The organism is Pseudomonas sp. MF06569, from assembly GCF_059862735.1.
This window is the reverse complement of the sequence record NZ_JCBCUZ010000004.1, coordinates 233,456-246,959: the sequence shown is the minus strand read 5'-3', so window position 1 is coordinate 246,959 and position 13,504 is coordinate 233,456. Positions and strand designations below refer to the sequence as shown.

Genomic DNA, 13,504 nt, shown 5'->3' with positions numbered 1-13,504 from the left:
GGAGAATTGCCATGTTGAACCTTTCCCTGTTCAAGCACGTCGTGATCGCGGCGGCTGTGTTGCTGCCTGCCTGTTTTGCCAACGCCCATGAATACAAAAGCGGCGACCTTGAAATCGCCCACCCCTGGTCGCAAGAGCTGCCGCCCAACGCCCCGACCGTGGCTGCCTATTTCGTCATTCACAACACCGGTAGCAGCGCCGACCGCCTGGTCAGCGTCGACACGCCCATTGCCGATAAAGCCGAACTGCATCAGCACGTGATGGAGGGCGACTTGATGAAAATGCTGCCCGTGGCCAGCGTCGACGTGCCGCCCGGTGGCACCGTCACGTTTGCGCCCATGGCGTACCACGTGATGATGTTCGGCCTCAAGGACCGCAGCCTGCTGCAGGACGGCAAGCACTTCCCGCTGACCCTGCATTTTGAAAAGGCAGGCGCCGTACCGGTTGAGGTCAATGTGCAGAAGCAGGCCCCGGCCGACAGCATGGAACACATGCACGCCCACTAACGGCCAAGGTTTCTGAACCCCGTGCGCGAACCTCGCGCCAGGCACACCATGCCGCCTATTCGCGGCAGCTGGCTGAGCCTGTTTGCCATGTTGATGATCTTTATCGGCCCGCTGATTTCCCAGTCGATGCCGATGGATCATCACGACTCCATGCCAATGCCCATGTCGATGGATATGGGCATGGACATGTCTGCGCACGCCGAACATAAACAACCCTCCACCGACCACCATGCCATCTGGGCAAAGTGCGGCTACTGCACGTTGCTGTTCAGTTGCCCGGCACTGCCCGGCACGCCCGACCTGGCCCTTCACAGCGCGCCAACACTCAACAGCTATCTGGCTGCCAACCCCCGCCTGGGCCATGCCCGGCAACCGGTCTTCCCCGGCGCCCGCTCCCGCGCACCGCCTGTATTCCTTTAAGCACCGACACAACTCTTCATCCGGCCAACCTGCAGGCGCTGCTTAGACAGCCGCAGGTGCGTGGCCGTGTTGTATTCGCTTGAATATTGGAATGCTTATGTCCCGTTTTACTGCTGCCTCCCGTTTACCTTTTGCCCTTGGCACCCTGAGCTGCGCAATTCTGGCGTCCACCGCCGTGGCCGACGAACAGGCCGGGCACCCCCATGAATTGAGCCCGCTGGTGATCACCGCCGTCGCGCCCAGCTCGCCCCTGACCGTCGTCACCAACCCCAAAGATCCGCGCCAGCCGGTGCCCGCCAGCGATGGCGGTGATTACCTGAAAACCATCCCCGGCTTCGCCCTGATCCGCAACGGCGGCACCAATGGCGACCCGGTGTTGCGCGGCATGTTCGGTTCGCGCCTGAACATCCTCACCAACGGCGGCATGATGCTCGGTGCCTGCCCCGGCCGCATGGACGCGCCAACGTCCTATATCTCCCCCGAAACCTACGACAAGCTCACCGTGATCAAAGGCCCGCAAACAGTGCTTTGGGGCCCTGGCGCATCCGCAGGCACCATCCTGTTCGAGCGTGAGCCCGAGCACTTCGGCGAACTGGGCACACGGGTCAACGCCAGCCTGCTGGCCGGTTCCAACGGCCGCTTCGACAAAACCATCGATGCCGCCGCCGGGGGGCCGCTGGGTTATGTACGGGTGATCGGCAACACCGCCCATGCCGACGACTACAAAGACGGCAATGGCGACACCGTGCCCTCGCGCTACGACAAGTGGAACGGCGATATCGCCCTCGGCTGGACCCCGGACGCCGACACCCTGCTGGAACTGACCGCCGGCAAGGGCGATGGCGAAGCCCGCTCTGCAGGCCGCGGGATGGATGGCAGCCAGTACAAGCGGGAAAGCCTGGGGCTGCGCTTTGAGAAGTCCAATATCGGCGACGTTCTCGACAAGATCGAAGCTCAGGTCTACTACAACTACGCCGACCATGTGATGGACAACTACACCCTGCGCACCCCGTCGGGCACCGGCATGATGGCGTCCAACGTCGACCGCCGAACCCTTGGCGCACGGGTCAAGGCCACCTGGCGCTGGGCTGACTACCAGTTGATCAGCGGTATCGATGCGCAGACCAACGAACACCGCAAACGCTCTGGCATGGGCATCGACACCTACAAGGATCAGAACTGGAGCAAAGACGCCGACTTCCACAACTACGGTGCTTTTGGCGAACTGACCTGGTACGCCGCCGAGCGTGACCGGGTAATCGGCGGCGCCCGCCTGGACCGAGCTTCTGCCAAGGATTACCGGGCGCGCCTGGGCTCGGGGATGATGAGCAAACCCAACCCGACCCTGGACAAAACCCGAGCCGACACCCTGCCCAGCGGCTTTGTACGCTATGAGCACGACCTGGCCGACAGCCCGACCACGCTGTACGCAGGTCTGGGCCACACCCAACGCTTCCCGGATTATTGGGAACTGTTTTCCCCAAGCTCGGGCCCGGCCGGTTCGGTGAACGCGTTCGATGCCATCAAGCCCGAAAAAACCACCCAGCTGGACGTGGGCCTGCAATACAAAACCCAGAATCTGGAAGCTTGGGCATCGGCCTACGCGGGCATAGTCCAGGACTACATCTTGTTCGACTACGCCCAGGGCTACTCTCAGGCGCAAAACATCAACGCCCGGATCATGGGCGGTGAAGTGGGTGCGGCTTATCAACTGACCTCCAACTGGAAAGCCGACGCAACCCTGGCCTACGCTTGGGGAAAGAACACCAGCGATGGCAAGGCATTGCCTCAAATGCCGCCGCTGGATACCCGTCTGGGCCTGACCTACAGCGAAGCTGACTGGAGTGCAGGCGCCTTGTGGCGGGTGGTGGCACCCCAGGGCCGTATCGACCGCAATGCGGGCAACGTAGTGGGCAAGGATTTCGACAAAAGCGCAGGTTTTGGCGTGTTCTCGCTCAATGGCGCCTACCGCATCAACAAAAACCTCAAGGTCAGCGCCGGCGTCGACAACCTGCTGGATAAAAACTACAGCGAGCACCTGAACATGGCGGGCAACGCCGGTTACGGCTACCCGGCCAATGACCCGAGGGCGATCAATGAACCGGGCCGCACGCTGTGGACCAAGGTGGATGTGAGTTTCTGACGCAAGTCGCCACCCACTGTGGGAGCGGGCTTGCTCGCGATTGCATCATCGCGGGCAGCCAGACCGACCGCGCTGCCGGCATCACGAGCAAGCCCGCTCCCACACTAAAAAATAAACAATGCAACCTTGCGGAGCCGCTCACATGAGCCAACCAACACCGTCTTTCTACAACCTGGCCTGGCGCTGGCATTTCTATGCCGGGCTGTTTGTCGCCCCCTTCATGATCCTGCTGGCGCTGACCGGGATTATCTACCTGTTCAAGCCCCAGCTTGACTCCCTGATGTACAACCATCTGCTCAACGTCACCCCGGCCCATCACAGCCTCAGCGCCGATGAGCAGCTCAACCGCGTGAAAGCCGCTTATCCACAAGGCCACATCAGCCAGTACCTGCCGCCGATCAATCCTGAACGCAGTGCTCAGTTCGTACTCCACAACGGCGGGCGTGAGCTCAACGTGTTTATCAACCCGTACAGCGGCGCCATACGGGGCGAGCAAGACGCCAAGCTCAACCTGCAAGCCGTGGCCCGGGCGCTGCATGGCGAGCTGATGATCGGCACCCTCGGCGACCGGCTGGTGGAACTGGCTGCAGGCTGGGGCGTGGTGCTGGTGGTTTCCGGTCTGTACCTGTGGTGGCCAAGGGGGCAGTCGGCCGCCGGGATACTGTGGCCACGCCTGAGCCGTCGCGGACGCGTGCTGTGGCGCGACTTTCACGCCGTGACCGGTTTCTGGGGCGCTGCCCTGCTGCTGTTCATGCTGATCAGCGGCATGACCTGGACCGGCTTCTGGGGCAAGCAATACGCCGACGTGTGGAACCAGTTCCCGGCAGCGATGTGGAACAACGTACCCACGTCAGATGTTGAGGCCCGCAGCCTCAACACCGCCACTCGACAAACCGTGCCCTGGGCGCTGGAAAATACGCCGATGCCGGTCTCCGGGTCCCACGCCGAACACATGGGCCACGGCGCCATGCCAAGCGGCCCTGCGGCACCGGGCATCACGTTGCAGGACGTGGTCAACACTGCCATCGAACGCAAGGTCGAACCCGGCTACAGCATCACGCTGCCAACCACCGCCACCGGCGTCTTTACCGTGGCCGTCTTCGCCGACGACCCGCGCAACGATGCCACCCTGCATGTTGATCAATACACAGGCCAGGTGCTGGCGGATGTGCGCTGGCAGCACTACGGCCCTGTCGCCCGCGCCACTGAAATGGGCGTGATGCTGCACGAGGGCAAACTCTTCGGTTCGCTGAACCAGATCGCAATCCTGGTGGTGTGCCTGATGATCCTGCTCAGCTCGGTCAGCGGCCTGGTGATCTGGTGGAAGCGCAGGCCCCAAGGTCGCCTGGGCGTACCGCCGTTGCGTCACGATTTGCCGACCTGGAAAACCGGCGTGGTCATCATGCTCGCCCTGGCAATTGTGTTCCCGCTGGTAGCCGCTTCCCTGGTTGCGGTGTGGGTGCTTGATCGTTTGCTGCTGTTGATCCGCAATAAACGCCCACGTGAGCACCTCTCATAATGTGCATGAGGCATCCGAGAGGCGCATTCCAGAGCCATTGCTATAATGGAACGCCAGTATCACACCCGATATAAGTGTTACTGTATAACAAATTAATTTAAGCTCCATCACCCGCCGCCAGGAGGCAGCGGGGACACCTCTTGAAATAAGCGACTCACTGCCCCGATGAACACGTACCTTTTTTCCAGCCTCTGCCTGCTGGCGATGAACAGCGCCCAAGCCGATGACAGTGCCCCTTCCCTGATATTGCCAGCCGCGAGTATTACCGCCCCTGAAGTCGATCGTGAAAGCATCGACCTCAAGACCGCCACCAGTGCCGGTTCGCGCCTGAACCTCAACAGCCTCCAGACACCGGCCAGCGTCGAAAGCCTGACCGGTGCGCAAATCCGTGCCCGTGGTGACCGCAGTGTGCAGGACGCCGTGACCCGTACCACCGGCATCAGCAACACCGGCACACCGGGCAACGGCGGTTCGTCGTACTCGGCCCGGGGCTTTGTGGGCCAGGGTTCGGTGATGCAGTTGTATGACGGGATTCGCATGTACAGCGGCGCAGGCACCGTGACGTTCCCGGTGGACGACTGGTCGGTGGAGCGCATCGACGTGCTCCGCGGCCCGGCCTCGGTGCTGTATGGCGAAGGTGCCACCGGCGCGGTGATCAACGTGATCCCGAAAAAACCCTTCAGCGGTGAAATCGAGAACCATGTCCGCCTGGGCTACGGCTCCTACGATGCCCGCCAACAGGCGCTGGACAGCGGCGGCTCGCTCACCGACACCCTGAGCTACCGGTTGAACATCAACCACACGCAGAGCAATGGCTGGATCGACCACGGCGACTCCGAAAACACCTTTATCAGTGCCGCCCTGCGCTGGCAGGCCAACGACGACCTGGCATTCACCCTGAGCCACGACTACGGCGACCAGGAGCCGCAGAACGACTTCGGTGTGCCGCTGATCAATGGCCGTTATCACAAGAGCCTGCGCGACAAGAACTACAACGTGCGCGATGCCAAGCTGCATTACAACGACCAGTGGACGCGCCTGAACACCGAATGGCAGATCAGCGACGACCTCAGCGCCAGCAACGAGCTTTATTACCTCAAGGCCCAGCGCCGCTGGCAGAACGCCGAGCGCCATGCCTGGAATGAAGACCGCCAGACCTTGCTGCGCAGCGGTTACTTCAGCATCAAACATGAGCAGGAACAGGTCGGCGACCGCCAGACCTTTACCCTCAACCACGACCTGTTCGGCCTCAAAAGCAGAACCCTGGTGGGGGCGGACTACAACCGTATCCACTTCAACCTGCACAGCAACTCGCCGTACACCGATGTGAACAACGGCCAGCCGATCGACCTGTACCACCCGGATCGTGGCCAGTTCGAAAGCCGCTCGCCGTACCTCGACCAGTTCAAGACCACCACGCAGCAGGTCTCGCTGTTTGCCGAAAACCGCACCGAGCTGACGGATCAGTTGTCGCTGGTGACGGGAGTGCGGCGCGACATCGTGCACCTGGACAACAATGATCTGGTCAAAGACACGCGCAGCGACCGCAGCCTGTCGGCCAACAGCTGGAAAGTCGGACTGGTGTATGAGTTGACGCCGGACATGTCGATCTATGCACAGCAGGCCACCAGCGTTGATGGGGTGGCCGGGCTGATCAGCCTGTACCCGGACGAGCAGGTCTTCGACCTGGCCCGCGCCCGCCAGACCGAAATCGGCTTCAAGCAGATGTTCTGGGACCAGCGCGGCGAATGGACAGTGGCGGCGTATCACATCGTCAAGAAAGACCTGATCACGTCCGACCCGAACAATCCGGGCAAATCACAGCAAGTCGGCGAGCAGTCCTCCAGTGGCCTGGAAGCCAACCTTGATCTGCAACTGCCCCACCGCTGGCAGTTGCAGGCCAATGCCTCGGTGGTGCGGGCGCAATACGACACATTCGATGACGAAGGGGTATCGCGCAAGGGCAATCGCCCCACCGACGTACCCCGTCGCACTGCCAACCTATGGTTGAGCAAGGCCGTTACCGATGACGTGAACGCAGGGGCTGGCGTGCGTTATGTCGACTCGCGTTATGCCGACATGGCCAACAACGTCGAGCTGCCGAGCTACACCGTGGTAGACGCCACCGTCAGCTGGAAAGCGTTGCCGGGAACCACCCTGGGGCTGCGCCTGAACAATTTGTTCAACCGCCAGTACGCCGTAACCCAATACAATAACGGCCAGCAATGGATCATGGGCGAGCCGCGCTCGCTCTTCGTGACCGCAGACTACGCCTTCTGACCGAATCTGTAGTCGCTGACGAGGGACGAGGCTGCGATCGAGTGCGAAGCAGTCGCAAACCAGGCGCCTCGGGGTATCAGTTGCATTGAGACCTCAGGTTTTACGAGCGCTTCGCACTCGATCGCAGCCTCGTACCTCGTCAGCGACTACAGGGATCTTTCTCAATATTGGCCAACTCGGATTTTTATGACCCGCCTCACCCTCACCCAACTCGCCTGGACCCCTTTGGGCCACGGCCATTGTCATCACCAGTTCAAGCTGCGTGATGCCAACCTGCACGTCGCGGCAGGTGAGTTCGTGGGGTTGATCGGCCCGAACGGCAGCGGCAAGACCAGCCTGTTGCGCTGCGCTTATCGCTTCAGCAAACCCGAGTCAGGCGAGGTCCATCTGGGCCCGCACAACCTCTGGCAGCAATCGCCCCGCTGGTGCGCCCGGCGCATTGCGGTGGTATTGCAGGAATTTCCCGATGCCTTTGGCCTGACCGTCGATGAAGTCGTCGCCATGGGCCGTACCCCGCACAAGGGCCTGTTCGACGGCGACACCGAAGCCGACCGTGAACTGGCCAAAAACGCTCTCCAGTCAGTCGGCCTCAACGGCTTTGAAGACCACGCCTTCGCCACCCTCTCGGGGGGTGAAAAACAGCGTGTGATCCTCGCCCGGGCCCTGACCCAGCAACCCGAACTGTTGATCCTCGACGAGCCGACCAATCACCTCGACCCGCGCTATCAGCTGGAGCTGCTGCAACTGGTCAAGCGCCTGAAGATCGGCACCCTGGCCAGCATTCATGACCTCAACCTGGCCGCCGCGTTTTGCGACCGGCTGTACGTGATCAACCACGGCAAGATCATCGCCAGCGGCACCCCGCGCGAAGTGCTGACCGTCGAACTGTTGCGCGATGTCTTTGGCGTAGCGGCATTGATCGACGACCACCCGCTGTCCGGCTACCCGCGCATTACCTGGATAACCCAACCATGAAGCTGATCCGCCTCGCACTCGGCCTTTGCGCCGTATTGGGTGCCCAACTGGCCCAGGCCCAGACCACGCAGTACCCGCTGACGATCAAGAGCTGCAACCGCGACGTGACCTTTACCCAGGCCCCGAAGCACGCGGTCAGCCACGACATCAACATGACCCGGATGATGCTCGCCCTGGGCCTCAAGCCGCATATGGCCGGCTACAGCGGCATCAGTGGCTGGAAGGCGGTGACGCCCGAGATGAACGTGATCCTCGACGGCCTGCCGGAACTGGCCAGCAAATACCCGTCGGTGGAAACCCTGCTCAATGCCAACGTCGACTTCTTCTTCGCCGGCTGGGATTACGGCATGCGCGTAGGCGGCGACCTGACCCCGCAAACCCTGACTCCGCTGGGCATCAATGTGTATGAGCTGACCGAGTCCTGCGCTTTCGTGATGAAGCGCCCGCCTGCCAGCCTGCAAGACACCTACGACGACTTGCTCAACCTGGGCAGGATCTTCAACGTGCAGGACCGCGCCCATGAGGTGGTCGTGCACATGCAGCAAAAAATCGCCGAAGTGCAAGCCTCCTTGCCCGCCACAAAACCCCGGGTGTTTCTGTATGACAGCGGCGAAGACCGCGCCATGACCTCGGGCAAGCTGGGCATCCCCCACGCCCTGATCGAAGCGGCAGGCGGCAATGACATCCTCAGCGACATCGACGCCAGCTGGACCCGCATCAACTGGGAAACCGTGGTCGAGCGCAACCCCGAGGTGATCGTGATTGTCGACTACAGCGAAGTCACGGCCGAGCAGAAACAACGTTTCCTGGAAACCAACCCGGCCCTGCAATCGGTGGACGCCATCCGTAACAAGCGCTTTATCGTCATCCCTTATGTGCAAGCCACGCCGGGTATCGACAACGTGCTCGCCATCGAAACTCTGGCCAAAGGCTTTCACCCACAATGATGGCTCGTCGCTACGCCCTGTTGCTGATCGGCCTCGGCGCACTGCTGCTGGTGTCGTGCGTGGTGTCGCTGGGTTTTGGCCCGGCGCGGGTGCCGGTGGACGTGGTGTGGCACATTTTGCTGAACAAGCTGTTCGGCCTTGGCGACGTGAGCTGGAGCCCGGGGCAGGAGCACATCGTGTGGCTGATCCGCGTGCCGCGCATGCTCCTGGGAGCGCTGGTGGGTGCCGGGCTGGCATTGATCGGCGCCGTGCTGCAAGCGGTCACCCGCAACCCGCTGGCTGACCCGCACCTGCTCGGCGTGACCAGTGGCGCCACCCTGGGTGCTGTGATTGTGGTGCTGCATGTGGGCGAAATCGTCGGCCTGCTGACCCTGCCCATCGCCGCGTTTATCGGGGCCTTGTTGAGCATGCTGCTGGTACTGGCGATCGCCAGCCGTCATGGCCGCCTGGACAGTGACCGCCTGCTGTTATGCGGGGTCGCGGTGTCATTTGTGATGATGGCTGTGGCCAACACGCTGCTGTTTTTGGGCGACCATCGCGCCAGCTCCGCCGTGCTGTTCTGGATGCTCGGCGGGCTGGGCCTGGCGCGCTGGGAACTGCTGGCCATCCCCAGCGCCAGCGTGCTGCTGGGGCTGGTGTTGCTGCTGGGCATGGCTCGCCCGTTGAACGCCCTGATGGCTGGCGAGCAGACCGCCGTGACCCTGGGCCTGAATGCGCGCAACGTACGCTTGCGGGTGTTTTTGATCGCCTCGCTGATGACCGGCGTACTGGTGGCTATCAGCGGTTCGATCGGCTTTGTCGGCCTGATGATCCCGCACATTGCGCGGCGTTTGGTGGGCGCCGAACACCGGCGTTTATTGCCGGTGTCGGCGCTGCTGGGCAGCGTGTTTCTGGTGTGGGTCGATGTGGCGGCCCGCACCCTGATCGCTCCCGAGGACCTGCCCATCGGCGTGGCCACGGCAGCGATAGGCGGGCTGTTCTTTATTGGCTTGATGCGTAAACGCTAAAGCTCATCGCGCACCGGCCCCACTTTCAACTGCACCACCGGCATACCGGGGGTCGTGCCTTCATAGTCAAACGCCACAGGTTGCGTCGACACGGTAAGGCGGGTGTTGACCGCCCCGGCTCGCGGCCAGGTGCTGCTCGGTTCCAATACCCGCAGACCGCCTGAGTTGAGCACACGGGTCAGGGTATCGCTGGGCAGGGCCGGGGTTCGGGTCGGGCTGCTGTTTTCAATGAAGTAGCGCTCGTAGGTGACACTGGCGCCGCTCACATATTCACACAGCCGGTCATTGGCCTCTTTGTCACCGCGCCAGTACCTCAACAGCCCACCGTCATCGGTCGAGAGGTACAGAAAATCAACACTGACGTCGCTCAACTCCCGGTGAAGTGTTCGGGTGGCGTAGCAAATGTCGACCGGCCAAAACATGTTTTTCAGCAGATTGGTTTCAATCGCAGTGCCCGCCACCTGCCCGCTGACTTCACGGGCGAAATGCAGGGATTTGATGGCATAGCCACCGGGCAACACCGTTCTGGCAGCCGGCACGTTCGGCAGCGACAAGTGCGTACCCAGAATCATCTGTGCCACATTCACCGGCTCATCGTTTTCCATCAATTGCAGGGCCACGTAAGTGTCGTAATCGGGGTGACGCAACACGCCCCCCATCATATTGGCCACGCGCGGATGCTTGAGGTGTTGATGCTCATACCGCGCCGCATCGTCGGGGTGACTGAACACTGGGCCCAAGGCAAAGAACCGGATGCTGCTGGCCGTCGCAGCAGGCAATTCCAGACCATAAGGTTGCCAGCCCGCGCTGACACGCCCCGCACGGGTCCAGACCGGGTTGGTTTTGATCACTTGCAAATCACCCGCCATCGCCACCTTGCGCACATAGTCCAGCGGGGTGAGCCGCAGGGCTGTCAGTTGATCAAGCGTGGCCTGGCCGCCCTCCCTGAAAACGCCGCTGGCCAACTGCACCTGCGATGACCTGTCGATATAGCGCAACAGCGCGCCGTCGCTGCTGGACAGATAAAGCACCGCAGCCGCAGGCACCAAACCAATTTGCGCCTTGATACTGTCACTGAGCGCCAGTGCCCGGGCGAAATCCACCGGCGACACAAATGCCTCATAAATGCGCCTGGTGTCCAACCCTTCCACGCCTGCCGCCACCCTGGGGGCTGCCACATAGACGGCCTGGAGCTTGAAACCCGGCGGCAGTTGGTGCAGGTCGGTCACTGCATCCCGGGCAAACAATCGGTCCAGGGTAAATGCCCCGCCTTCCAGTGGCAGGGTCGCTACGTATTCGTCCCCGTGAAGGCTGGCGAGTATCACCCCGTATTGAGACGTGTGCGCAAACGTCAGGCCGTTGTGCACATAGCGCACGGCATCCTCCAACTGGGTAAATACCGGGCTGCAAGCCAGAGGCCGTGGCGCCTCTGTCGCAGCTGGCACGGCACCCGGCGTGAAGTCCGCCGCTACCTTGCCGGGCTGCCCCCACAACGCACTGCCCACCACAACCTGCAAATCCCCCGCCTGAGCGACCTGACGAACGTAGTCCACGGGTTTGATCGAGTTGGCCCGCAGGGTCATGTGCATCGCGTTGCGCCGAACATTTTCGGGATGCTCCACAGGCGGCGCGATCTGCGTGCGCAGCGCCCGTTCAAGGGGCGAGTCGCTGGGGGTGTACTTGAGCAAGGTGCCGTTACGCGCCGAAAAATAGCGGATGCTGGCCCACTCACGATCCCGGATGGCCGCATTGAGTTCGTGGGGTTCAAGCATGTTGCGCCACACCTGTTCCTGCGAGGCTGAACGCCACAGCCACAACGGATGCACACGGTGGGTGTGATAAACCGCCACCACGGCACACCCGTGGGGGGTGAGGGCGATGAGTTCAGGTGGCAGCACGCAGGCGGGATCGAAGCTCTCGTTATGGCAGGCCAGGGGCTCAGTGGCGACAAAGCGATTGTCCAGCCGCTGATAGATCAGGCCGCCGTAGACCTTGTCAACTCGCCCGGCAATCTGTTCGTGGGCGTAACGCGCTGCATCATCAGCCGAGATGAAAGACGGGCTCATGGCCCGCCGGTAAAAGCCATCATAGGGTTGCCAGGCGGGTGTCACGCGCCCCTCCCTGCTCCACAAGTCACTGGTGTGCAGCACGCTTAACTCACCCACACGGGAAAGCTCGCGAATAAACGCGCTGGTGAGCGTCACCCCGCTGAGCAGCTCCCGCGTGATCGCCAGCCCCTCACCCTGGGTGAGCGGCGCCAGCAAGGTGTGCTCGGCCGGGGTCAACGTCGAGACGTATTTCAGGACAGCGCCATCGGTGGTGCAGATAAACAGCGGCACTGCGCGCGCGGCCGATGGCCCGGCCAATGCCTGGGCAGCCTTGACCCCATTGGCCAGGGCCTGGGGAAACAGGAAATTCTTGAATACCGAAGGCTCTTGCACGGGCACCAGGCTCGGGTCGCGGTAAAAACCGTCGCGGCAATACAAGCCTGCCACCTCGTAATAAGGGGGTATGAGACCCGGAGTGGAGGCCGTCGAGGGGAAAATCTTCGACAGCGAGAAATCCAGCTCCCCCGAAACCGGTTCCGAAGCGACAAACACGGGCTGGCCTTTGTGTTCGAGGATGATCCCGTACACGCTGTCACTGGTTTGATTGACCCGCGCCCGCATCTCTTTGACGGCCTGCTCGATGCTTTCACTGATCGGCCCAAACGCAGGCTGCTGCACGATCACCGGGGCAATATCCAGAGACTCTGACGGCGTGAACACCTTGAAGTCCCCCCGCAACAGCCCCGGCTTTGCGCCCCATATTTCAGTGGACTGAAGCACCCGTAACGTCCCGACCCTGGCGGCCGCCTGGACGTATTGGGCGATGGTGGGAAATGTCAGTTTCCCCTCGCTGGTATCGAGGGCAATTCGCTCTGTGAGCGCTTCTTCCAGGGGCGATCCGCTGGCGATGTATTTGAGCAGCGAGCCATTGACCCCCGACAAATAATGGGCAACAGCAAAATAGGCATTGAGCCGATTGAGCACCATGTCCGCAGTAGAAAAGCTGTTGATGGCGGTTTGAATGTCCTGGGGTGGCCATGATTTTAAAACACCTTGCAGCTTGTCGTAGTTCGCCGGGTGCGAATGGTACAAGGCCACGCAGGTAAAACCGGGGGGGGTGATGAACATACCTTTGGCATCGGTTGAAATGACCAATGTCGGATCAAACGAGCTTTGTCTTCCTCTAACCGGGCGCGTTGCGAAATAGCGTCCCTGAGTGTCTTGGAGGATAGCGCCACCGTACTCGACGGTTCGGTAGTCCGCGATCAATTGGTGGGCAAAGCGGGCGGCATCATCGGCATTGATAAAGGCCGGGCTTAGCGTCGGCAATACGGTTCGCACATTGGGATGTGCGTTGCGCTTTTCACGGTTCTCGGTGTAGTCCATAGCAATGGCATCCTTGATCAAAGAAGGGAGATCGGCCAAGGCCAGATCTCCTTTCATCATCAAGAGCCGTGGGCTGAGCGGGCGGTAAATAGTTAAGTTGCCCTGCGAAACCGCCCCCTCCTGGGGCGAACGGCCCCCGGCAGGCTATTTATGCCTGCCTGGCACCAAGGCAGCGCACTCAAGCCCCCAACTGGTGCGCCATGACGCCCGATTTTCGCGCAAAGCCCCGTTGCAGAGCCTTATTTCAACTCCGGCACAGCCCTTGCTAAGACC

At 61.6% G+C, this 13,504-nt stretch carries 9 protein-coding genes; 8 read left to right on the top strand and 1 reads right to left on the bottom strand.

Annotated elements, in window-relative coordinates; genetic code table 11:
• The first annotated feature begins 11 nt into the window (after positions 1-11).
• The 8 genes from AC19YQ_RS06590 to AC19YQ_RS06555 all read left to right on the top strand — a co-directional run bounded on the left by AC19YQ_RS06590 (position 12) and on the right by AC19YQ_RS06555 (position 9,797).
• Complete coding sequence (locus tag AC19YQ_RS06590) at positions 12-506, top strand: copper chaperone PCu(A)C (protein ID WP_219262795.1); 495 nt, start codon at positions 12-14, stop codon at positions 504-506.
• A gap of 48 nt (positions 507-554) precedes the next feature.
• Complete coding sequence (locus AC19YQ_RS06585) at positions 555-926, top strand: DUF2946 domain-containing protein (RefSeq protein ID WP_500594850.1); 372 nt, start codon at positions 555-557, stop codon at positions 924-926.
• Positions 927-1,023: 97 nt separating this feature from the next.
• Positions 1,024-3,069 (top strand): TonB-dependent copper receptor, encoded by a 2,046-nt coding sequence (locus AC19YQ_RS06580; protein ID WP_500594821.1) that lies wholly within the window; start codon positions 1,024-1,026, stop codon positions 3,067-3,069.
• 142 nt (positions 3,070-3,211) lie between these two features.
• A complete protein-coding gene (locus tag AC19YQ_RS06575) occupies positions 3,212-4,588 on the top strand; it encodes a PepSY-associated TM helix domain-containing protein (RefSeq protein ID WP_500594820.1) in 1,377 nt (458 codons plus the stop codon).
• 165 nt (positions 4,589-4,753) lie between these two features.
• A complete protein-coding gene (locus tag AC19YQ_RS06570; RefSeq protein ID WP_500594819.1) occupies positions 4,754-6,868 on the top strand; it encodes a TonB-dependent receptor in 2,115 nt (704 codons plus the stop codon).
• A gap of 186 nt (positions 6,869-7,054) precedes the next feature.
• Positions 7,055-7,843 (top strand): ABC transporter ATP-binding protein, encoded by a 789-nt coding sequence (locus AC19YQ_RS06565; protein WP_133078751.1) that lies wholly within the window; start codon positions 7,055-7,057, stop codon positions 7,841-7,843.
• Positions 7,840-8,790 (top strand): ABC transporter substrate-binding protein, encoded by a 951-nt coding sequence (locus tag AC19YQ_RS06560; protein ID WP_133078750.1) that lies wholly within the window; start codon positions 7,840-7,842, stop codon positions 8,788-8,790. Before AC19YQ_RS06565 ends, AC19YQ_RS06560 begins: the two co-directional genes overlap by 4 nt.
• Positions 8,787-9,797: a FecCD family ABC transporter permease gene (locus AC19YQ_RS06555; RefSeq protein ID WP_133078749.1), complete on the top strand. Its 1,011-nt coding sequence runs from the start codon at positions 8,787-8,789 to the stop codon at positions 9,795-9,797. The genes AC19YQ_RS06560 and AC19YQ_RS06555 overlap by 4 nt, the downstream gene beginning before the upstream one ends.
• Here the strand turns inward: AC19YQ_RS06555 and AC19YQ_RS06550 are convergent.
• On the bottom strand, positions 9,794-13,270 hold the full coding sequence (locus AC19YQ_RS06550; RefSeq protein ID WP_500594818.1) for a DUF4329 domain-containing protein: 3,477 nt from the start codon (positions 13,268-13,270) through the stop codon (positions 9,794-9,796). The genes AC19YQ_RS06555 and AC19YQ_RS06550 overlap by 4 nt on opposite strands.
• Positions 13,271-13,504: the final 234 nt, after the last annotated feature.

What these genes read in the sequence shown, in the direction of transcription:
- AC19YQ_RS06590 (WP_219262795.1), top strand. Translation starts at nt 12, where the DNA reads ATGTTGAACCTTTCCCTGTTCAAGCACGTCGTGATCGCGGCGGCTGTG.
- AC19YQ_RS06585 (WP_500594850.1), top strand. Translation starts at nt 555, where the DNA reads ATGCCGCCTATTCGCGGCAGCTGGCTGAGCCTGTTTGCCATGTTGATG.
- AC19YQ_RS06580 (WP_500594821.1), top strand. Translation starts at nt 1,024, where the DNA reads ATGTCCCGTTTTACTGCTGCCTCCCGTTTACCTTTTGCCCTTGGCACC.
- AC19YQ_RS06575 (WP_500594820.1), top strand. Translation starts at nt 3,212, where the DNA reads ATGAGCCAACCAACACCGTCTTTCTACAACCTGGCCTGGCGCTGGCAT.
- AC19YQ_RS06570 (WP_500594819.1), top strand. Translation starts at nt 4,754, where the DNA reads ATGAACACGTACCTTTTTTCCAGCCTCTGCCTGCTGGCGATGAACAGC.
- AC19YQ_RS06565 (WP_133078751.1), top strand. Translation starts at nt 7,055, where the DNA reads ATGACCCGCCTCACCCTCACCCAACTCGCCTGGACCCCTTTGGGCCAC.
- AC19YQ_RS06560 (WP_133078750.1), top strand. Translation starts at nt 7,840, where the DNA reads ATGAAGCTGATCCGCCTCGCACTCGGCCTTTGCGCCGTATTGGGTGCC.
- AC19YQ_RS06555 (WP_133078749.1), top strand. Translation starts at nt 8,787, where the DNA reads ATGATGGCTCGTCGCTACGCCCTGTTGCTGATCGGCCTCGGCGCACTG.